Source organism: Pseudomonas sp. S2_A02 (genome assembly GCF_054668495.1).
Window position 1 is genome coordinate 165,686 of sequence record NZ_CP162776.1, and the last position, 21,475, is coordinate 187,160.

Sequence of the window (21,475 nt, forward strand, 5' to 3'; positions counted from 1 at the left end):
TGTTCCTTGTCTTTGTTGGGCATCAACCCTTTAACGCGCCGGCAGTGAGACCGGAAACGATTCGGCGCTGGAAGATCAGCACCAGAATCACCAGTGGGACGGTGACCAGCACCGATGCAGCCATCAACAACCCCCAAGGCAACTCATGAGGGCTACCGCCGGAAATCAGGGCGATGGCGACCGGCACCGTGCGTTGTGTGTCGGTGAGGGTGAAGGTCAGGGCAAACAGGAACTCGTTCCACGCTGCGATGAAGGCCAATAAGCCCGTGGTGACCAGTGCGGGCCAGAGCAGCGGCAACAGCACGCGGGTCAGCGTGACCCATGGGGACGCGCCATCCATGATGGCCGCTTCTTCCAGTTCATGAGGCAATTGCCCCATGAACGTGGTCAGCACCCAGACGGTGAAGGGCAGGGTGAAAATCGTGTAGCTCAGGATCAACGCCCAGGACGTGTTGTACAGGCCCAAGGCGCGGATCACTTCGAACAATCCCGACAGCACCGCGACCTGAGGAAACATCGACACGCCAAGGACCATCATCAACACCGTGCCACGCCCACGGAACTTCACCCGGCCCAAGGCATAGGCGGCGGTCACGCTGAGGAACAACGCCAGGGTCACCACGCTAAGCGCAACCACCAGCGAGTTGCCGATAGCTAGCAGGAATGAGGATTGATTGAGTACCGCCGCGTAATTGGAGAAGTCGGGGTTATTGATCCAGTAGCTCACCTCGAACAAGGCGCTGGATGGCTTCAGCGAAGTCACGATGGCGTAGTAGAAAGGGAAAACCGCATACAGCAGCAATACCCCGATCAGGCACCAGAATCCGAGGCGCAACAGTGCTTTTTTCAGTAGGCGCAGGTTCATGATCGGACCTCCAGTTGACGGCGTCCGAGGTAGAGATAAAGCATGGCGATGACCGCAACCACCAGAAACAGCAGCGTCGAGGCGGCGCTGCCGTAACCGACGTCCTGGAACTCCACCAGGTGCTGGCGGGCATACACCGACATGCTCATGGTGCTCGACGAGTTCGAGGTCAGCACATAGATCACGTCGAACACCCGCAGCGAGTCGAGGATGCGGAAGATCGCCGCCACCAACAGTGCAGGCATCAATAGGGGAAGGGTGACACTCCAGAACACTTTCAGCGGATGAATACCATCGACTCTGGCGGCTTCGTAGCAATCGCTCGGCAACATTTGCAAGGCCGCCAGCATCAGCAGCGTGACAAACGGCACGGTCTTCCAGACGTCGACGAGGATCACCGCCCACATCGACAGGTCCGCATCGGCCGTCCAGGCCAGGGGCGCGTCAATCAGGCCGAGGCTCAGCATCATGTGATTGATGATGCCGAACTGGTCGTTGAGCATCCATGACCAGATCTTTGCCGAGACAATGGTCGGAATCGCCCAGGGAATCAGAATCATCGCCCGCACCAGAGAACGTCCGGTGAACTTGATGTTCAGCAGCAACGCCACCAACAGTCCCAGTACGACTTCCAGTCCCACTGACACCACGGTGAAATGCAAGGTGTTGCGCACCGCGTTCCACCATTGCGGATCGACCAGGATGCCCGACCAGCTGGAGCCGTTGTGGAACAGATAATTGCTCAAACCTATGAAGGTTCCGCCACCGGTGTCCGACAGACTGGCGTCAGTCAGGCTGAACCAGAATGTGCGCAGTAGCGGCCAGGCTGCCACCAGGGCCAGACACAACAGCATCGGTGTCAGAAACAGCCAGGCGGCGCGTACCCGGCGTCGTTGTACGGGCGTTTCCCTGATCAGCAGGGGCTCGTCATAGGGGGCAGTAGTAGAGACAGACATGGTGATTTCCTTCCTTGTGGCTTACCAGTTCCGGCGTTTGATGCGCGTGAGTTCGCTTTCCAGTTCGGCCAGCGCCTGATCGACAGGCAACTCGCCCGCCAGCACGCCATGCACCCGATCGAAGAACGCATTGGAGACCCGTGGATAGCGATCGGCAGTAATTGAGGCGGGGCGCATGACCCCATCGTTGAGAATGCTGTGCAGCTGAGCGTAATAAGGCATTGCCGCGAGCAATTCGGGGTCTTGATACAGCGACTCGATCACCGGGTTATAGGCGCCTATCAGGGCACGGCGTTTTTGCTCTTGGGCACTGGTCAGGTAGCTCACCAGCTCGGCGGCAAGTTTTGGATGGGCGCTGTAACGCGATACCGCCAGACCCCAGCCACCAAGGGTGGAGGCATGGCTGCCGGTCTCGCCGCCGCGGGGCAGGGGAGCGACCCCGACCTTGTCTTTTACTGCACTGTCCTGGCTTTGCACCAGGGCCCAGACATACGGCCAGTTACGCATGAACAACGCATTGCCCGACTGGAATACGCCTCGGCCTTCTTCTTCGGTGTAGTTGAGTACGCCGCGCGGGGAGATGTCTCCTACCCAGCTTTTCGCCAGGGTCAACGCCGTTTTTGAAGCCTGGCTGTTGACCACGATGTCGCCTTGCGGATTGACCAGCCCGCCTTGCGGTTGGCTGCTGATCCACTCCAGCGCATTACACGTCAGGCCCTCGTAGGCGCGTCCTTGAAAGATGTAACCCCAGGCATTGGGATTCCCGGCAGTGCGCTCGGCCTGTTGAATATTCCGGGCGGTAGCGGTCATTTCTTCCCAGGTCTGGGGAACCTGTTGGTTGTACTTCTCGAGCAAGTCCTTGCGGTAATACAGCAGACCCGAGTCGGTGAACCACGGCATCGTCACCAGCCGTCCGTTCACCGTGGCGTTATCCACCTGTGCCTGGAAGTAGCCCTGGGTCGCATTGGCAGGAAGCACCTCGCGCAGATCCATCAGATGTTTGGCCAGCATCCCCGGCCACACCATATCGATTTGAATGATGTCGATGTCGCTGGACTGCGCACTGAGGATCTGTTGGTAGAACGACAACCTCTCGGTTGCCGAGTTAGGTGTTGAGACCACCTCGACGTGGTTGCCGGTCTGTTTCGACCACGCCTCGACAGCCTCTTTACAGAGTTGTAACTCCGCACCCACCGCGCCGCAGGAGATCGTCAAATCAGCTGCGTTCGAGAGGGATGGAAGCCCGGCACAAAGGGTGAGCAGTGCTGCTGGAAGAAGAGATTTAAGCTGTTTCATAAAGCCCTCTTTATTTTTGTTTTTAGAAAAGTTAACGTTAACATCGCCAAATGTAGCAGCGTATTTGCGATGAGGCATCCTTTTTTTCGTCAATTTTGACAATTCACAGTTCACGAAAAAAAGGCCGGTTGCGGAAGCAGAAAAATAAAAACAAAACAGGGGATTCACATGCAGAAAGCATCAAGCTGGCTACTCGCAGGCGTGCTCAGCACCTCGGCGGCAACCTCTCAGGCCGCGACTCTGGAAGAGCGCATGGCTGCGTTTGAAGCCCGTGCCAGCGCAGCGGAAAAACGCGCAGCGGCAGCTGAACAGCAAACCCAGGCCCTCGCCAGGGAACTGCAGCAAATCAAACTTTCCACTCCTGCCTTGCAGCCCGCAGCGTCAACTGCCGCAGTCATGTCGGCGCCTGCTTTGGACACCCGACTGGCAAAACTCGAAGCCCGTCAGCAAAGCATGGAAAAGCAGGACAGCAGCGCACACCTCACTGACGGCTTCAGCTTCAAGGGTTACGCACGTTCCGGATTGCTGATCAACGATGGGCTGGGTGGTGGTCGTGGCGGCCCTTATACCACCCCTGCCGGTTCAGTCGGGGGGGCAGTCGGGCGACTCGGTAACGAAGACGACACCTACATGCGCATCGACCTGTCGAAAGAAATCTATGCGCAGAACGGTACCCGTTCCAAATTCACGGTGTCCATCGCCGACGGTGTGGAGAGTTCCAATGACTGGACGGCCGACGAAAGCAACCTGAACGTGCGTCAGGTATTTACCGAACTCGACCATCTTGCCGCCTTCAAGGGCAATTCGACGTTCGAGAACGCGACCCTGTGGGCAGGCAAACGATTTGACAGAGATAACTTCGATATCCATTGGCTGGACTCGGACGTCGTCTTTCTGGCCGGCACCGGGGGTGGTATCTACGATGTGCAGATGAACAAGGATTGGCGCTCGAATTATTCCTTGATCGGGCGTAACTATGGGGATTTCAGTGAGGGCGGCGTCAATGCCGATGTGGAAAGCTACATCCTGACCTCCAACCAGTTTTTCGATAATGGTCAGTGGCAATGGATGTTCAATGGCATTGGCTCAAAGAAAAACGACTTTGCCACCCGCACCAATGAAGCGGGCCTGACGCCTGCGGATTCCGGCTTGCACAGCATGCTGGCCAATCACCAGAAAAACTTTTTCGGCAGGGAAGGCTTCTTCAAAACGGCACTGCTCTATGGGCAAGGTCTGGGGGCAGAGGTCAAGAACATCGGTTCGGATGGCGAACTGATCGACGATGCCCGGGCGCTGCGTCTGGCGCTTTATGGCGAGACACCTATTGCCCCCGGCTGGCGCATCGGCCCCAGCTTGTTGGCCGAACAAAGCAAGGACAGGTATGTCAAGGGTGACGATTACCGCTGGATGACTCTGAACGTGCGGTTGGCCAATGAAATCAACAGCAATTTCGAGATGGCCTACGAAATGAGCTGGCAAACCATGGACCTCGACCCCAAGGGCTATATGCAACGTAATGCGGTCGACGGTAACTTCTGGAAATTCACGATTGCCCCAACATTCAAACCCGACGTTGGAGACCTGCTCACACGTCCCGAACTGCGAGTGTTCGCAAGCCTGATGAACTGGTCTTCGGACCTGGACAGATACAGTTCCACAGACAACTTCGGCAAGTCGGACTTCAACGCCGGCGGTGTATGGCAGTACGGCATCCAGATGGAAACCTGGTTCTGATAGCTGCTTCATCGGCGTAGGAGCCAGGCTGCCGTAATGCCGGTCAGTCAAGCGTGATACTGAACCTGTGGCGAGGGAGCAAGCTCCCTCGCCACAGGTTACTCATCGCTTGTTCTGTCTCTTGACTGGTCTCGCTTGCTCATGGGTGAGCTTCCACGCAAAATCTCGATGGGCGGCTCGATCAGCTGCAGTTCGAGCGCACCCGAGGCTGGCACGAAGCGCGGGCCGGTGCTTTCAGGCGTTGCCCGCAACCTCCAGGTGCGCTGCACCTTCGCCAGTTTGGCGACGCCTGATCCCAGGGACCAACGCCGGCAGACTTTCTCCAACTTGAGCGGGTAAATCGTGAGTTGGTCGCCTTTGAAATGCATGCGCAGGAAGCATTTGTGGTCGGCGATGCACTGTGAGGAAAAAACCGCCTCGCTATGTAGCCCCCAAAAGGTGTTGCCCATCACCATCCATGCACCGAACAACAGTCCTCCCAAACTGCCGCCGAGCACCAGCGTCTCCGCCAGGAACAACAAAACCTGGTGCAGGTTTTCTACCTCGAACTGCAAGTAGTGAATGTTGACGCGGCCCATCAGCCATAGCAGTCCGATTGCCAGTCCCAGATGAAGTACCCCGTGAGCAGCGCCAATGGCATAGGCGAGCTTTCGGGTGCGCTTGACCCCGGCGGCTGAGAACACTGCGCAACCCACCACTATGATCACGGCGAACATCACCGACGAAGGACTGTGTGACAGGACCAGGAGCAGGTGTCGCCACACTTCGCCGATGTTGGAAATAGACGCTTGGAGGTCAGACAACACGTCCATCAGGCTGCGGTTGCCTCGTGCCGGGTGGGGCACTGTGCTGGCGCTTTGTACCATCCAGTCGAACAGCAGGTACAAGATGGCCAGCATGCCGCAGAACGAGAGATTGCGGGTAGGTAGCCGCCATGCCCGGTTACGCAGTTGCTCGGAGGTCTTTTTGTCCGGGTAGGCCGCAGCCAGCTCGTAGTGCTGCCGGGTTCCGCCAACGTTGATCGGCTTGGGCGGATCTGGAAGCTGATGTGTGGCATTCAAGAAGGCGCCACCGCCTCCGCACGTGATGCGCTGCGGTGCCTGGGTGCCAGCTTTTGGCTGGTAGCGCGCGTAGTGGTGCGAGTCTCCGGCCAAGACTACTGCCAGGTGGTCACCCAATAGTTCCTCGATCTCGCGCAGGCTGCGAAAGCGCGGCGTCTGGGTTTCGATCGAGGGCAAGGCCTTGCTCTCCTCGCGTGCCAGCCGCTCGGCCTCGTCCACCCAGCTCGGCTCGGGTGTACAGAGGATCACGCGGTCGCCTGGCTGCAGTTTGGCGTGCATCTCTTCGAAGTAACGTTTCTGCTCCCGGTCGATCATGGACTCCAATTGCAGGTCCAGGCCCCAGACCCACCAGCCATTGGGCAGCTGCAGCACGTAGTAACTGGTGCGCTGGCGGGTTTCCCAGCCGCCAATGGGCTTTTGCTCGCAAAACAGTTGGGAGAAGCCGCGCAGACCGTCATACCAATCGTGATTGCCGGGCGTCGCCAATATCCACGGTGCATCCGGCTGCCGCACGGGCTGGTCCTGGTCATCAGGGGGCAGCTTGGGTACTGACGCGGGAAAGGCGGCGCGAAAGGGATCCAGGAAGCGGGTGCGGTAGCCGGATTGGGCCGGTGTGGGATAGACCTGATCGCCGCCGAGCAGCAGCACGTCGCCACGCGGCAGCGTGAGCGGGTACTCCGGCAACTTGCAATCCTGGCTGACGCACAGCGCCATCGAATAGGTAGAGTCCCAGCCATCGCCGGTGTCGGCCAGATAGTCGATCCACACGTCACCGTCGGCAGGCACCTGGATGGGCGGGTTAGCGTTCCGAGGGTTGAGCATGGCCGACACATCGCGTGGGTCCGCGAAGGCACCCATCGTGGTGGCCGCAGCCGATTGCAAGCCCGTGCGCATAAGCTGAAACGGACCTAGCCAGTTGACCATCGGCTCTTGGGTATAAAGCTCGATTCGGCTATTGAGCGTGGAAGATTGGGTGGAACGGGTCATGGCGAGGGGCGCAGAGTGCGGCGTGGGCGCCTCTCCAGCGCGAAACTCAATCGATTGCTCCTTCATCATCCAGCCTCCATTGCTGTAACGAGTTCAGGTGCCTCAAAAGGGTGATCTTTTGTCGGTCGATTCAGGATAGGTCAGTTATGCGATGGCCGCCGACTCATAGCCTGAAGGAGAGGCTGTCGTGAACAGTTCCCGAAAACGTTGTCTCTACCGGCCCGATGAGAAAGACAGGTCCCACGCCATCCCATTGAACCGTTACGGTTCCGCCATCACATTCAACCTCAACGCAATGGTCTAACAAACCACGACGAACTCCGTTAACCGCGGCGCCACAAGAGCAGGAACCGGAACCGAGGGGAATACCACCGCCGCGCTCCCAAATGCGCAACCGAATGTGCTTGCGGTTAATGATCTGGACGAAATGCACGTTTGTCTTGAGAGGAAACAGAGGGTTGGTTTCAATGGTCGGTCCGAGGGTCGCTATATCAACGGCTGTCAGGTCATCCACAAAATAAGTGCAGTGCGGATTGCCCATGCTGGTCGCTGCCGGGCCACCTGCCAGTGGTAAAACAGCAGTATCCATTTCCAGGGCCAGGGGAATGTCCGACCAGCCGAAAAGCGGTTTCCCCATGTTGACGGAAATTGCGCCGGTTGAAGTTCGTTCGCAAGTGAGTAGACCACGGTTGGTTCGCAGCGCTATCGACGTAGTATTTGATTCGCGCATCAGCCTATCCGCGGCACCCCGCGTTGCACTGCCGCAAGCATCCAGCGTTGAGCCATCGGCATTCCAAAACATCAAGCGCGCAACTGCATCATCGCAATCGAGCACCACCGCGAGTTGATTGAATCCGATTCCCCGGTGCCGATCACCCAATCGCCGAGCCAAGGTACTTGTCATTGGATTGGCCGAGTTTCGCAAGTCCACAACAACGAAGTCATCGCCATTGGCGTGCATTTTATGAAAGCTCAGCGACATAAATTGATCCTGGTGGCGAGACATGGGGTGAATTGATATTTAAAGGCAATTCAGCCCCATTCGCATAGAAGTGGACCCGCCAGAATAGCGGGTCCGAAAGGGGAGATCAGAGTTTCGGTAACTGCCCGATGCGCCCGAGCATTTCGGTCACGATCTGCAGGTCCAGCAGGAATTGGTCGACGGTCTTGAACTCGTTGTCGTTGTGGCCGGTGTACTTGAGCTCGGGCCTGGCCAGGCCGAACTGCACGCCATTGGGCAGCTCATGGACCGAGGTGGCGCCGGCAGAGGTGCCAAACTTGTGTTCCATGCCAAGGTTTTCGCTGGACACGGCCAGCAGGGCCTTGACCCATTCACCCTCAGGATTGCGGTGCATCGGCTCGGCGATCGAGTAGTCGAAGGCCGGCTCAATGTGGGTCTTCTTGCTCCAGGCGCCAAGCTTGTCGGCGATTTCGGCCTTGAGCACTTCCGGGGATTTGCCCTTCGGCACGCGCAGGTTGACCGCGAGTTTGAAGGCTTTTTCATCCATCCCGACATAGGTCAGGGAGGTGGTCAGCGGTCCCATGAAGGCATCGGAAAAACCGACCCCTAATTTGCCTCCCAGGTAGTCCAGTCCCCAGTTGTCGGCGGCGTAGCGGGCGGCGTCGGTAATGTGGTTGTGTTTGAGCGCAACCTTCCCGTCGAGGCTGTTGATGAAGTCCAGCATCCTTGCCACCGGGTTGATGCCTGACTCTGGTTCCGAGGAGTGGGCGGAAACGCCGGTGACCGTCAGCTGGACGTCCTTGCCGACGACCTTGGCGGTCACCTCGAAGTCGCTGCCATTGCGCTTGGCATAATCACTGCCTGCCTTCTGCAGGCTGGCGGCCAATTCGGCGGGTTTGTCGGTCACGAGGGTGGCGACCGAAGTCGAAGGAATCTGGTTGGTGGCCAGCCCGCCCGTCATTGAGGTGATTTCAGCGCCTTTGCCCTCTGCGGCCCGCCGGGCAAAGTTCGCCATGACGGTGCCGTAGCCTTTCTCGGCAATCACCACCGGATAGCCGCCATCCAGCGCCAGGTTGTAGTTGGGTGTCGGGTTGTGTTCGAAGTAATAGGGGATGGCGTCGCCGGTGGTTTCTTCGGTGGTGTCTACCAGCAGTTTGAAATTCCTCGCCAGCGGCAGCTTCTCTTCCTTGATGATCTTCATGGCGTAGAGCGCCACCACGATGCCGTTCTTGTCATCCTCGGTGCCCCGGCCATACATGCGGTCACCGACCAGGGTGACCTTGAACGGATCGAGTCGGGTGCCGTTTTTCAGGACCCAGTTCTCTGGCGTCACGGGCACCACATCGGCATGCGCGTGAATGCCTACGACTTCATCGCCGTTGCCTGCGAGAGAGATTTCATAGACTCGGTTGTCGATGTTGCGAAAATTCAGATTGAAGGCCTGGGCAAGGCCCTTGAGCTTGTCGGCGATCTTGATGAATTCGGGATTGTTGTGCTGATCAACGCCGTCCACGCGGAAGGTCGGGATTGCCACCAGCTCGCGCAGGGTTTCGGTGGCCGCGTTGCCGTATTTCACCCGTGCATAGAGGCCCAGCAGGCGATGGATCTCGTTCTGCTGTTCAGGGGAAAGCGTCTTGTTGCTCTGGAAGGCACTGATTGCCGGGCCGAGGTCGTTGGTTTTGGCAAGGTCGCTCTTGGCCAGGCGTCCCAGGAACTGCCTGAAATCGGTTACCGATGTGTCACTGAAAGTCTTGAGGATGGTCGCGCTCTGTTGCGGGGTGATGTTGGCGTGCGCTGAGGTGGTGATTGACGAAAGGCTGGCCAGTATCAGGGTTGTCGTGGCCAGGTGTTTGAATGAGAAATCCATTGTTGGGGCATTCCTTTGCAGGCAGTTTGTGAGAAATATCTGATCGATGAGTCAGAAACTTTTCCAAACTAACACCACAAGGGAGTGGTACGGGAGTCCCGGAAGCAGGATCTGTCGCACAGAAATGCAAAAACGACGCAGAAATGAAAAAAACCGGGAAGGTTTCATCTTGAGTCAGTGAGGACCCTGTGGCGAGGGAGCTTGCTCCCGCTTGAGTGCGTAGCACTCACAAAAATCGGCGATTGTTATCAGATTTTTGGGGCCGCTACGCAGCCCAACGCGAGCAAGCTCGCTCGCCACAAAGGCAGGCACCTACCAACGCAACTCGAAGGCATTTTCCGCCCCCGACTGGATGCTGCTGCCCAAGCGTGCGCACTCGCGAGAAAGGGTGTCGTGCAGCCATTGACGGTCTTCCCCTTCGGCGCGACAGATGCGAAAGCGACAGAGGCGGGTGGGCATCAGGTCCAGTGATCGCAGGTGTCCACCCGGGCCCAACGAGGCAAAGTACAGAAGCCCAAGGTCGCCACGAAAGTCTGTGTGGCCTTCAATGCCTTCGTAATCGTTCAGCAGATCACCGCAGCCATAGAGAATCAGGTGTTCGCGGTACACCTCGATGCCCTTGATGTGGTGCGAGGAATGCCCGTGCACCAAGTCAACGCCTGCCTCGTCGATCAAGGCATGGGCGAACCGGATCTGCTCCCGTGGAATATCGAACCCCCAATTGCCGCCCCAGTGAATGGAGGCGACCACCAGATCCCCCGGTTTTTTGCCCTCCAGAATCCGTACGGCCACAGGGCGCAGGCTTTGCATAGTCAGATCTTCCAACCGCGCCACGCCCGCGCGCTTATCTGTGGCGGCCCAGTCCTGCTCAATGCCGCTGTCGGGGGCGCCGAGGCCAAACACCAGCAAGCGCCGCCCGCCAGGCTGTGGCAGCACGGCGGGCGCTTCGGCAGATTGTCGGTTGTGCCCGGCGCCGGCGCTGCACATGCCGTTGCTCGATAAGGTATCCAGCGTATCGGCCAGGCCGGTTGCTCCCCAGTCCAGCACATGGTTGTTGGCCAGCACGCAGCAGTCGATGCCGGCTGCACTGATAGCCGGGAAGTTCTCCGGGCTCATGCGGTAATTGATGCCCTTTTGCTCCGGTCGTCCACGGCGAGACACCGCCGTTTCCAGATTGATGATGCGTGCGTGTGGCTGGCGAAGTTCAAGCTCATCCAGCGCAGCGCCCCAGATATAGGTGAAATCGACGGGGAGGGGAATCGGGCCATTGAGTCTTTCTGCCAGCCGGACGTAAACGCCGGCATTCTTGACGTAGTCTTCGTAAAGCCGCGGATCGCCAGGATGCGGCAGTACTGAGTCAATGCCGCGGGCGGTCATGACATCGCCGGCGAGAAACAGCTTCAGTGTGTCGGTAACAGTCGCCATGGCACCCTCCAGGAGCAGGAGTAAGCATCTGTTTTAAAACAAATATATTTTTGTGTTGGGCTTCCCAGGCGAAGCGAAAGTTGGTAAATTTCCGCGCGTTCTTGCAGAGGGCCCTTACAGGGGGCTTGTAGCGCAGGGACGCAGCATCTCGATGTTGCCCGCCTGAAAACTCAGTGCCGGGCACTCGCAGCAACAGATACAGGGGCGTCGCCAAGCGGTAAGGCAGCAGGTTTTGATCCTGCCATGCGTTGGTTCGAATCCAGCCGCCCCTGCCATTTTCCTTACACTTATCCAAGTATGGCTCCGCCGGCAGGTAGTGCAGGAGTCCGGGATGATTGTCTTTACAGAAAACGCCAACTCCGATCCGGGCTGGCGTTTTTTTATGTCTGTAAAACCCTCTTGGTAAAACCTTTAGCATTCAGCTGTCGTGCCAACGCAACGAGCGCGGCGCCATAGCGGCGCGCTCGCCAGTCACTCAGTGCGGCGCGCGAGGAATGGTCTTGAGCAGGTCTTCGGGGCTGATGTGGCCGACGACTTGCTGCACCACGCTGCCCGGTTGCGGCAGGTCAAGGATGTGCCCCTTCATCTTGCCGATCACGTGCATCTCGCAAGGCTTGCAGTCGAACTTCAGCGTCAGCACCTCATCACCGTGCACCAGTTGCATCGGCGCGACCTTGGTGCGCACGCCGGTGACGCCCTTGGCCTGTTTGGGGCAGAGGTTGAAGGAGAAACGCAGGCAGTGCTTGGTGATCATCACCGGCACCTCGCCGGTCTCCTCGTGAGCCTCATAGGCCGCGTCGATCAGCTTGACGCCGTGACGGTGATAGAAGTCGCGGGCTTTCTCGTTATAAACGTTGGCCAAAAACGACAGGTGCGATTCCGGGTACACCGGCGGCGGCTCGGTCTCGGCCTTGCGACCACCCCGTGGGTGGGCTTTGATGCGGGCCGCGGTCAGCGCTTCGATGACTTCGCGGCGCAAGGCCTTGAGCTGCGAGTTGGGGATGAAATACGCCTGCGGTGCATCCAGCTCGATAGCCGTGGCGTGGTACTGAGTGGTACCCAGTTGGCCGAGCAGGTCATGCAATTGCTCCAGGGCCTGTTCCGGCTTGTTGGCCCGACCGAACGGACCGTCCAGGGCAACACTGATGCTGACACCTTCCTCGCTGGTGGCGGTCAGCTCCAGGCGATCCTCACGCAGGCGAGCGACCCAGGCAAGACCCACCCGGCGTTCGGCGGAGGTCTTGAGCAAGGCCTGCTGCCAGTTGTGGTCCAGGTTACGGTTCAGCGGGTGGTTCGGCCGTAGCTGATGCAGCCCCTGCGGCATTTCGTTGGGCTCGACGCGGTAGCGGTAGCGCTTTTCACCGTCCTCTTCGAACTCGCCCTTGGGCTCGGCGATGTTGGTGCGCCAGCCCACCACTTCGCGCTTGACCAGCACATTGAGGCCGTCGCCGTTGGACAGCGGCTCTTGGGTGACCACCAGCAGGTCGCGCTTGCCGACTTTTTCCACGACACCCACCGGCAGGCCGGTGAAGGTGGGTGTGTCGAAGGCGCCGATATCGATCTTGCGGTCGCTGACGAAGTAGTCGGTGCTGCCGCGGTGGAAGGTCTTTTCCGGGTCGGGCAGGAAGAAGTGTGCGGTGCGGCCGCTGGATGCGCGGGCCAGGTCCGGGCGGTCTTCGAGGACGTCGTCCAGGCGCTGGCGATACCAGGCGGTGATGTTCTTCACATAGCCCATGTCCTTGTAGCGACCTTCGATCTTGAACGAGCGCACGCCGGCTTCCACCAGCGCGCGGATGTTGGCGCTCTGGTTGTTGTCCTTCATCGACAGCAGATGTTTTTCGTAAGCGATCACACCGCCTTTTTCGTCCTTGAGGGTGTACGGCAGGCGGCAAGCCTGGGAGCAATCGCCACGGTTGGCGCTTCGACCGGTCTGCGCGTGGGAGATGTTGCACTGGCCGGAGAACGCCACGCACAGCGCGCCGTGGATGAAGAACTCGATCGCTGCATCGGTTTCGTCGGCGATCGCGCGGATTTCCTGGAGGTTCAGCTCGCGGGCCAGTACCAGTTGGGAGAAGCCAGCCTGATCGAGGAACTTCGCCCGCGCCAGGGTGCGGATGTCGGTCTGGGTGCTGGCGTGCAGCTCGATCGGTGGGATGTCCAGCTCCATCACGCCCAGGTCCTGGACGATCAGCGCATCGACGCCGGCGTCGTACAACTGGTGGATCAGCTTGCGGGCCGGCTCCAGCTCGTTGTCGTGCAGGATCGTGTTGATGGTGGTGAACACCCGGGCGTGGTAGCGACGGGCGAATTCCACCAATTGGGCGATATCGCTCACCTCGTTACAGGCGTTATGGCGGGCGCCGAAGCTTGGGCCCCCGATGTACACGGCGTCGGCGCCATGCAGGATGGCCTCGCGGGCGATGGCTACGTCGCGGGCGGGGCTGAGCAGTTCCAGATGATGTTTGGGTAGGGACATGTTTTTTTAGTCTGGCTTGTCACGGTCAAGGTGCGCATTGTAGCGGCGAAACGTTTGACCGGCATCCGTATGCTGCCCGATGGCGAGCAGGGCCGCAGGATGAAGCTGTGGCTAGCCCCTGCCAGGCATGTCGATGTCATGTTGATGCACCCGTCGATACAGCGTCGCCCGGGAGATGCCCAAAGCCTTGGCCGCGGCAGTGGGTTTCCAGCGATGACGCACGAGGGCATCGATGAGTGCCTGGCGTTCCGGGCTGGCGCAGTGTTCCACGGTGTCGGCTGAAGCCGGATCACTGAGTCGATGGCCGAGCAATTGTTCAGGCAAGTCACTCAACAGAATCAAATGGCTCTCGCACACCGCGCAGGCGTAACGCAGCACGTGCCGCAGTTCGCGCACATTGCCCGGCCAGCGATAGCCGAGCAGGCATTCCAGTGCGGCGCTGCCCAATTGCATCGCTATCGCACAGGCCGACGATTCTTCTTCGAGTATCCGGTTGATCAAGGCCAGTCGATCACTGCGTTCGCGCAACGGCGGCAATTGGAACCGCGCGCCACTGAGGCGAAAGTACAGGTCTTCGCGAAACTCGCCAGCGGTCACTCGTGCTTCCAGATCGCGATGGCTCGCGCAGACGACCTGAATGTCTATCGCTTTGCTTCGTGACGCTCCCAGGGGCGCCACTTCGCCCTCGGCTAAAACCCGCAGTAGCCGGGTTTGCAGGGACAGAGGCATATCGCCGATTTCATCGAGAAACAAAGTGCCGCCATCGGCCTGTTCCAGCAGACCTCGCATACCTTTATTCGATGCACCGGTGAAGGCGCCAGCCACATAACCGAATAGCTCGCTTTCGATCAGGTTTTCGGGAATCGCTGCGCAGTTCACCGCGATAAAAGGCTGCTCACGGCGCAGACTGGCCTGGTGCAACTGACGGGCGAAGACTTCCTTGCCAGAGCCGGTTTCGCCCTGGATCAGCACCGGCAAATTACGGTCTTTGACCCGCACCGCAAGGCGCAGGCTTTCTTCCAGTCGCGGGTCGAGTTCGGCGGGTGATAGCACCCTGCGCACAGGGTTGAGTTTGACCCGCCGTGGCGCGCTGAGTCGTCCATGCAAGGCATGGCGACCACCCTGGCACTGAAGCAGGCAGAGCGATTCGTCCCTGGCCCGATGCAATAACTGCTGATCGAATATGTGGTCGATGTGTTCCGGCAGATGAGCAAAGCGTTGCAACAGCCACTGCCGCGCCGCGGGGTTCAGCGCCTGCAGTCGTCCGTCATCATCCCAGGCGAGCAGGTAATCGGGTTGGCTGTCGACGTAGCCCGGGCTGTTGTGAGCCCGCAGCACCCAGTAACCCTGGGCACTGCTCATGAAAAATGCCTGTTCTATTTCCCGCGCGCTCTGCACCACCAGCTGCCGGATCAGGTGTTGCGAACGGCGGTCGTCCGGAGAGCGCACCGCGGACACATCTAGCACCCCAAGCAGTTCGCCCCGAGGGTCGAAGACCGGAGCGGCAGAGCAGGTGAGCCCGATAAAAGCGGCGCGGAAGTGATCTCGCTTATGCACCGTGACCGGTGTCCGTGCGGTCAGCACCGCGGCCACGCCACAGGTGCCTTCCTCGCCTTCTGACCAGCAGGTGCCCAGGTACAGGCCGGCTTTGCGGCAGTCATTACGGATAGATGTTTCCACGCGATAGTCGATAGTCGATGGTCTGGCCCTGGGCATCGGTGAGCAACACGCAGTAGTCGGCATCGCGCACGCGACCGTGGAGGCGGGCGACTTCTTCGCTGGCGATGCGCAGGAACAGTTCGGAGCGTTCGCGACACTCCTGCAGCACGTTCTGCGAAAGAATCCGTGGCCCTTGCAGTGAGCCGGGGTCCAGGTGGTGTTGCTCCATGGAGCGGCGCCAGGAGTCCAGTATCAAGTCCGACACAGGCAGTTGCGGCAGGTGCGCTGCGTTCTTCAAAACACGGCTGACGCACTCCACGTGCGCCTTCGAGTATGCGGAAAGCATTCAAGGTCTCCGGTTCGATCTTCTTTTAATTGTGCGGCTATTAAGCGCCGTTCGTGGAGGGTCGACAAGCCTCGGTTCACTCACGGCGAAGGTGAGACGCAACGTCTCAAAGTCTCACCACAAACCCGTGCGGGCTGACATGGGACGTCTCAATCGAGCGTGATCCCAATCCCTGAAAGTGCGGTCAAGACCGCTCTGGAACAGGCCTTTTGGCGATTCTTTGCCGATCTGGCACCGCCCTTGCTCTAGCCCCTGCAACCAGTACGACTGGCAACCCGATAATAACAAGAGGTGCCCTATGTCCTCCTGCCGAGGCCTTTACCCTGCTTTATCTGTGGTGGCGACATGAGTCGCTTGCCCCTGACCGTCGGCATCATCGCCAACCCGGCGTCCGGCCGGGACGTACGGCGCCTGACGGCGAATGCCGGGCTGTTTTCCAGCACCGACAAAGTCTCGGTGATCCAGCGGTTGCTAGCGGCTTTTGGCGCCACCGGTGTCGAGCGGGTGCTGATGCCCACTGACATGACCGGCATCGCCGCTGCGGTGTTGAAGAACAGTCACGGCCGCCAGGCGCGTGACAGCCACTGGCCAACCCTGGAGTTCCTCGACCTTACCTTGCGCCAGAGCGTGGCGGACACTCGCCAGGCCGCGCGCTGGATGGCTGAACGCGGGGTGTCGCTGATCGCCGTACTCGGCGGTGACGGCACTCACAAAGCGGTGGCCGCCGAAGTCGGCGACATTCCATTGCTGACCCTGTCGACGGGCACCAACAATGCCTTCCCGGAACTGCGTGAAGCCACCAGTGCCGGGTTGGCCGGCGGGTTATTCGCCAGCGGGCGGATTCCCCCCGAAATCGCTTTGCGCCGCAATAAACGCCTGCTGGTGCAGATTGCGAACCGCGACCTGTGCGAAGTGGCATTGGTGGACGTGGCGGTGTCCTCGCTGCCCTTTATCGGCGCCCGTGCAATCAGCCGTGGGATCGATCTGGCGGAAGTTTTTGTAACCTTCGCCGAGCCTCAGTCCATTGGCATCTCGGCGCTCTGTGGCTTGTGGTTTCCGGTATCGCGCCAAGCCCCCAATGGCGCCTGGATGCGCCTTGATCCGCAATCTTGCGAAGCCTTGCTGGTGCCGCTGGCGCCCGGCCTGTTGCAAGGCTGCGGGGTGCTTGCCGCCGCCAGCCTTGAACCAGGCGTTGCCCATCGCCTGTGCCTGGCCAGCGGCACCCTGGCCCTGGATGGCGAGCGGGAAATCGAATTCAGCGCCCATGACTTACCCACCGTTACCCTCGATGCCGGCGGTCCGCTGAGCATCGATGTCAATGCGGCGCTGGCCTATGCAGCGCAAGAGCGGCTGCTGGCCATCGGTCGTGAACATCCGCAACACCCTCTGAACCTTGAGTCTCAAGACACCCTGGAGAATAAAAATGTCGACACAGCTGACCGCTGATCAATTGCTGCATGCCTATCGGGTGATGCGCACCATCCGCGTCTTTGAAGAGCGCCTGCACGTGGAGTTCGCCACCGGCGAGATTCCCGGTTTCGTCCATCTTTATGCCGGTGAAGAGGCCTCGGCCGCCGGTGTCATGGCTCACTTGGGGGACGATGATTGCATCGCCTCCAACCACCGAGGCCACGGTCATTGCATCGCCAAGGGCGTTGATGTGCACGGGATGATGGCCGAGATCTACGGCAAGAAAACCGGAGTCTGCCAGGGCAAGGGTGGCTCCATGCACATTGCCGATTTCGAGAAGGGCATGCTCGGCGCCAACGGCATCGTCGGCGCCGGCGCACCGTTGGTTGTAGGGGCGGCGCTGGCAGCCAAGCTCAAGGGGACCGACGGTGTCGCCGTGGTGTTTTTTGGCGACGGCGGTTCCAACGAAGGTGCGGTATTCGAAGCGATGAACATGGCCTCGGTGTGGAATCTGCCGTGCCTGTTCATTGCCGAGAACAATGGTTACGCCGAGGCCACGGCCTCCAACTGGTCCGTGGCCTGCGATCACATCGCCGACCGCGCGGCCGGCTTCGGCATGCCTGGGGTTACCGTCGACGGCTTCGACTTCTTCGCCGTTCACGAAGCCGCCGGTGCCGCAGTGGAGCGGGCCCGCGCCGGTGAAGGACCGTCGCTGATCGAGGTCAAGCTGACCCGCTACTACGGCCACTTCGAGGGCGACGCCCAGACCTATCGGGCACCGGACGAGGTCAAGTATTTCCGCGAGCACAACGACTGCCTGATGCAGTTTCGCGAACGCACCACCCGGACCGGGTTGATCGATGCCAGCCAGTTGGACCAGATCGATAGCGAAGTGGACCTGCTGATCGAAAATGCCGTGCGCAAGGCCAAGTCCGACCCCAAGCCGAGCGCGGCCGACCTGCTCACCGACGTCTACGTTTCCTATCCCTGAACGCCCCCTATAACAAGAATCGAGACCTTCATCATGGCGAGAAAAATCAGTTATCAGCAGGCAATCAACGAAGCCCTGGCCCAGGAAATGCGCCGCGACCCCAGCGTGTTCATCATGGGCGAAGACGTCGCCGGCGGTGCCGGTGCTCCCGGTGAAAACGACGCCTGGGGCGGGGTGTTGGGCGTGACCAAGGGCCTCTATCATCAATTCCCCGGACGCGTGCTCGACACGCCGCTGTCGGAGTTGGGTTATGTCGGTGCCGCCGTCGGCGCAGCGACCTGTGGCGTGCGCCCGGTGTGTGAATTGATGTTTGTCGACTTTGCCGGTTGCTGTCTGGACCAGATCCTCAATCAGGCGGCCAAGTTTCGCTACATGTTCGGTGGCAAGGCGTCCACCCCGTTGGTGATTCGCACCATGGTCGGCGCGGGCCTGCGGGCAGCCGCCCAACACTCGCAAATGCTCACCTCGCTGTGGACCCACATCCCCGGACTGAAAGTCGTCTGCCCGTCGTCACCTTATGACGCCAAGGGCCTGTTGATCCAGGCTATCCGCGACAACGACCCGGTGATTTTCTGCGAACACAAACTGCTCTACAGCATGCAGGGCGAGGTGCCGGAAGAGCTCTATACCATCCCCTTCGGTGAAGCCAACTTCCTGCGCGATGGCAAGGACGTGACCCTGGTCTCCTATGGACGCACGGTCAATACAGCGATGGATGCGGCCCGCAGCCTGGCGGGGCGAGGCATTGACTGCGAGGTCATCGACCTGCGCACCACCAGCCCGCTGGACGAGGACAGTATTCTCGAAAGCGTGGAAAAGACCGGGCGCCTGGTGGTGATCGACGAAGCCAACCCGCGCTGTTCCATGGCCACCGACATCTCGGCCCTGGTGGCGCAAAAAGCCTTCGCCTCGCTCAAGGCGCCCATTGAGATGGTCACTGCGCCGCACACGCCGGTGCCATTCTCCGACGCCCTGGAAGACCTCTATATCCCTGACGCGGCGAAGATCGAAAACGCCGTGCTCAAGTTGATCGAGTGGAGCAAGCGTTCATGAGCCAGATCCATACCCTGACCATGCCCAAATGGGGCTTGTCCATGACCGAAGGCCGGGTCGATGTCTGGCTCAAGGAGGAGGGCCAGGCGATCGCCAAGGGCGATGAAGTACTCGACGTAGAAACCGACAAAATTTCCAGCAGCGTCGAGGCGCCGTTTTCCGGTGTGCTGCGTCGGCAGATCGCGCGCCAGGATGAAACCCTCGCGGTCGGTGCGTTGCTCGGCATCGTGGTCGACGGCGAAGCGAGTGAGGCCGAAATCGATGCGGTGATCGAGCAGTTCCAGGCCGCGTTCGTGCCAGGTGACGGCGCCGAGGAAGACAGCGGGCCGAAGCCGCAGAAGGTCGAACTGGACGGGCGGCTGATCCGTTACTTCGAGCGCGGCGAAGGCGGGGTGCCGTTGGTGCTGGTGCACGGGTTTGGCGGTGACCTGAACAATTGGATGTTCAATCATGAAGCATTGGCCGTCGGGCGCCGAGTGATTGCCCTGGATTTGCCGGGCCATGGCGAGTCCGCCAAACAGCTGCAACGCGGAGATCTGGATGAGCTGAGCGAAGTGCTACTGGCACTGCTTGATCATCTGGAGGTTCCCGTGGCGCATCTGGCAGGTCATTCCATGGGCGGTGCGGTGTCGCTGAACACCGCGCGTCTGGCACCCCATCGGGTGCGCTCCCTGAGCTTGATCGGCAGCGCCGGCCTGGGTGCGGAAATCAACGGCGATTACCTGCAAGGTTTTGTCGATGCAGCCAGCCGCAATGCCCTCAAGCCACAGCTGACGCAACTGTTCTCCGATCCCGAGTTGGTCAATCGGCAGATGCTCGAAGACATGCTCAAGTACAAGCGCCTGGAAGGGGTGGACGCGGCCCTGCGCCAGCTGGTTTCGGGGTTGTTCAACGAAGGACGGCAACAGTTCGATCTGCGCGGCGTGGTGCAAGAAAACCGGCAGCCGACGTTGCTGATCTGGGGCAGTGACGACGCGATCATTCCTGCGGCCCACAGCGTTGGCCTGACAGCCAAAATCGAAATCCTGCCGGGCCAGGCGCACATGGTGCAGATGGAAGCGGCCGAGCAGGTCAATCGGTTGATCCTGGACTTTGTGCAACAACACTAATGCTCCTTGGCGACCATTTTTGGGTCGCCAAGGTCAACGACTTCAAGGAGATTTCAGCATGAGCCTTCTAATTAACCCGACCCGCAGCATGCGTGCCGCTGTCTGGCATGGCCGTCACGATATCCGTGTCGAAGACGTTCCGTTGCCTGTGTCGCCACCCGCGGGCTGGGTCCAGATTCGTGTGCAATGGTGCGGTATTTGCGGCTCCGACCTGCATGAATTCGTGGCCGGGCCAGTGTTCATCCCGGTGGATGCGCCGCACCCGCTGACCGGAATCAAAGGGCAGTGCATTCTCGGTCATGAGTTCTGTGGCGAAATCGTCGAAATCGGCGCCGGTGTTCAGGGGTTCAGTGTTGGCGAGCCGGTGGCAGCGGATGCCTGTCAGCACTGTGGCACGTGTTATTACTGCACCCATGGGTTGTACAACATTTGCGAGAACCTGGCCTTCACCGGGTTGATGAACAACGGTGCGTTCGCCGAGTTGGTCAACGTGCCGGCCAATCTGCTTTACAAGTTGCCGGCCAACTTTCCCGCTGAAGCCGGGGCGTTGATCGAACCGCTGGCAGTGGGCATGCACGCGGTGAAAAAGGCCGGGAGTTTGCTGGGAAAAAATGTGGTAGTGGTTGGCGCGGGAACCATCGGTCTGTGCACCATCATGTGTGCCAAGGCGGCTGGTGCGGCCCAGGTCATCGCCCTGGAAATGTCAGGCGCGCGCAAGGCGAAGGCTCTGGAGGTAGGGGCGAGCCATGTGCTTGACCCCAATGAATGTGACGCTCTGGCAGAGGTGCGACGGCTGACTGGCGGACTTGGGGCGGATGTCAGCTTCGAATGCATCGGCAACAAACACACGGCCAAGCTCGCGATCGACCTCATCCGCAAGGCCGGCACGTGTGTGCTGGTGGGTATTTTCGAGGAACCCAGCGAGTTCAACTTCTTCGAGCTGGTCACCACCGAAAAACAGGTGCTGGGTGCGCTCGCCTACAACGGTGAGTTCGCCGATGTGATTGCCTTTATTGCCGACGGCCGGCTGGACATCACGCCGCTGGTCACCGGGCGTATTCAGCTGGAACAGATTGTCGGGCAGGGCTTTGAGGAATTGGTCAACAACAAGGAACATAACGTGAAAATCATTGTGTCACCCGCTCGAGTCTGAAGCCCTTGCGGGAGAACGATGGATAAACGATCGCCATAAAAAAAGGACCTCTGAACAGAGGTCCTTTTTTGCCAAAAGGGTCTTTCCAAGCCTTTCTGGATCAGTCCGGGTTGCGCTGAAGCTGCC

Annotated in this window: 14 protein-coding genes, 1 tRNA gene and 1 pseudogene; 7 read left to right on the forward strand and 9 right to left on the reverse strand. The window is 59.8% G+C overall.

What is annotated here, in order from left to right; genetic code table 11:
* Positions 1 to 22 precede the first annotated feature (22 nt).
* Genes AB4O41_RS00625 through AB4O41_RS00635 form a run of 3 tightly spaced genes read right to left on the reverse strand, consistent with a single transcriptional unit; the run spans position 23 to position 3,117 of the window.
* The gene (locus AB4O41_RS00625) at positions 23 to 865 is read right to left on the reverse strand and encodes a carbohydrate ABC transporter permease (RefSeq protein WP_367375376.1); all 843 of its coding nucleotides are present in this window, start codon (positions 863 to 865) and stop codon (positions 23 to 25) included.
* Positions 862 to 1,821, reverse strand: coding sequence for a carbohydrate ABC transporter permease (locus AB4O41_RS00630; protein ID WP_460145761.1), 960 nt, complete (start codon positions 1,819 to 1,821; stop codon positions 862 to 864). The genes AB4O41_RS00625 and AB4O41_RS00630 overlap by 4 nt, the downstream gene beginning before the upstream one ends.
* A gap of 21 nt (positions 1,822 to 1,842) precedes the next feature.
* Positions 1,843 to 3,117: an ABC transporter substrate-binding protein gene (locus AB4O41_RS00635; protein WP_460145762.1), complete on the reverse strand. Its 1,275-nt coding sequence runs from the start codon at positions 3,115 to 3,117 to the stop codon at positions 1,843 to 1,845.
* Between the two features lie 168 nt (positions 3,118 to 3,285).
* Between AB4O41_RS00635 and AB4O41_RS00640 the strand changes: the two genes are divergently transcribed.
* Positions 3,286 to 4,851, forward strand: coding sequence for a carbohydrate porin (locus AB4O41_RS00640; RefSeq protein ID WP_460145763.1), 1,566 nt, complete (start codon positions 3,286 to 3,288; stop codon positions 4,849 to 4,851).
* A gap of 98 nt (positions 4,852 to 4,949) precedes the next feature.
* Here the strand turns inward: AB4O41_RS00640 and AB4O41_RS00645 are convergent, their stop codons facing one another.
* The 4 genes from AB4O41_RS00645 to AB4O41_RS00660 form a co-directional block, all read right to left on the reverse strand.
* The gene (locus AB4O41_RS00645) at positions 4,950 to 6,965 is read right to left on the reverse strand and encodes a preprotein translocase subunit YajC (protein ID WP_460148237.1); all 2,016 of its coding nucleotides are present in this window, start codon (positions 6,963 to 6,965) and stop codon (positions 4,950 to 4,952) included.
* 97 nt (positions 6,966 to 7,062) lie between these two features.
* The gene (gene dapF, locus AB4O41_RS00650) at positions 7,063 to 7,881 is read right to left on the reverse strand and encodes a diaminopimelate epimerase (RefSeq protein WP_460145764.1); all 819 of its coding nucleotides are present in this window, start codon (positions 7,879 to 7,881) and stop codon (positions 7,063 to 7,065) included.
* Between the two features lie 106 nt (positions 7,882 to 7,987).
* A complete protein-coding gene (locus tag AB4O41_RS00655; protein ID WP_460145765.1) occupies positions 7,988 to 9,727 on the reverse strand; it encodes a dipeptidase in 1,740 nt (579 codons plus the stop codon).
* Positions 9,728 to 10,039: 312 nt separating this feature from the next.
* Positions 10,040 to 11,152 (reverse strand): CapA family protein, encoded by a 1,113-nt coding sequence (locus AB4O41_RS00660; RefSeq protein WP_460145766.1) that lies wholly within the window; start codon positions 11,150 to 11,152, stop codon positions 10,040 to 10,042.
* Between the two features lie 200 nt (positions 11,153 to 11,352).
* On the opposite strand from AB4O41_RS00660, the gene AB4O41_RS00665 reads away from it, so the two are divergent.
* Positions 11,353 to 11,427: transfer RNA gene (locus AB4O41_RS00665), tRNA-Gln, on the forward strand.
* A gap of 200 nt (positions 11,428 to 11,627) precedes the next feature.
* Here the strand turns inward: AB4O41_RS00665 and AB4O41_RS00670 are convergent.
* Both AB4O41_RS00670 and AB4O41_RS00675 read right to left on the reverse strand, forming a co-directional pair.
* A complete protein-coding gene (locus AB4O41_RS00670; RefSeq protein WP_460145767.1) occupies positions 11,628 to 13,628 on the reverse strand; it encodes a peptidase U32 family protein in 2,001 nt (666 codons plus the stop codon).
* Between the two features lie 111 nt (positions 13,629 to 13,739).
* Positions 13,740 to 15,633: pseudogene (locus AB4O41_RS00675) on the reverse strand (sigma-54-dependent Fis family transcriptional regulator).
* A 345-nt stretch (positions 15,634 to 15,978) separates the two neighbouring features.
* On the opposite strand from AB4O41_RS00675, the gene AB4O41_RS00680 reads away from it, so the two are divergent.
* The 5 genes from AB4O41_RS00680 to AB4O41_RS00700 all read left to right on the forward strand — a co-directional run bounded on the left by AB4O41_RS00680 (position 15,979) and on the right by AB4O41_RS00700 (position 21,349).
* Positions 15,979 to 17,079 carry an ATP-NAD kinase family protein gene (locus AB4O41_RS00680; protein WP_460145768.1) on the forward strand — a complete coding sequence of 367 codons (1,101 nt, stop codon included), beginning with the start codon at positions 15,979 to 15,981 and terminating at the stop codon, positions 17,077 to 17,079.
* A complete protein-coding gene (locus tag AB4O41_RS00685; RefSeq protein ID WP_310660697.1) occupies positions 17,057 to 18,034 on the forward strand; it encodes a thiamine pyrophosphate-dependent dehydrogenase E1 component subunit alpha in 978 nt (325 codons plus the stop codon). The genes AB4O41_RS00680 and AB4O41_RS00685 overlap by 23 nt, the downstream gene beginning before the upstream one ends.
* 33 nt (positions 18,035 to 18,067) lie before the next feature.
* Positions 18,068 to 19,087 (forward strand): alpha-ketoacid dehydrogenase subunit beta, encoded by a 1,020-nt coding sequence (locus tag AB4O41_RS00690; RefSeq protein WP_030128853.1) that lies wholly within the window; start codon positions 18,068 to 18,070, stop codon positions 19,085 to 19,087.
* A complete protein-coding gene (locus AB4O41_RS00695; RefSeq protein ID WP_460145769.1) occupies positions 19,084 to 20,196 on the forward strand; it encodes an acetoin dehydrogenase dihydrolipoyllysine-residue acetyltransferase subunit in 1,113 nt (370 codons plus the stop codon). The genes AB4O41_RS00690 and AB4O41_RS00695 overlap by 4 nt, the downstream gene beginning before the upstream one ends.
* A gap of 88 nt (positions 20,197 to 20,284) precedes the next feature.
* Entirely contained in the window at positions 20,285 to 21,349 is a 1,065-nt protein-coding gene (locus AB4O41_RS00700) for a 2,3-butanediol dehydrogenase (RefSeq protein ID WP_460148238.1), read from the forward strand.
* Positions 21,350 to 21,475: the final 126 nt, after the last annotated feature.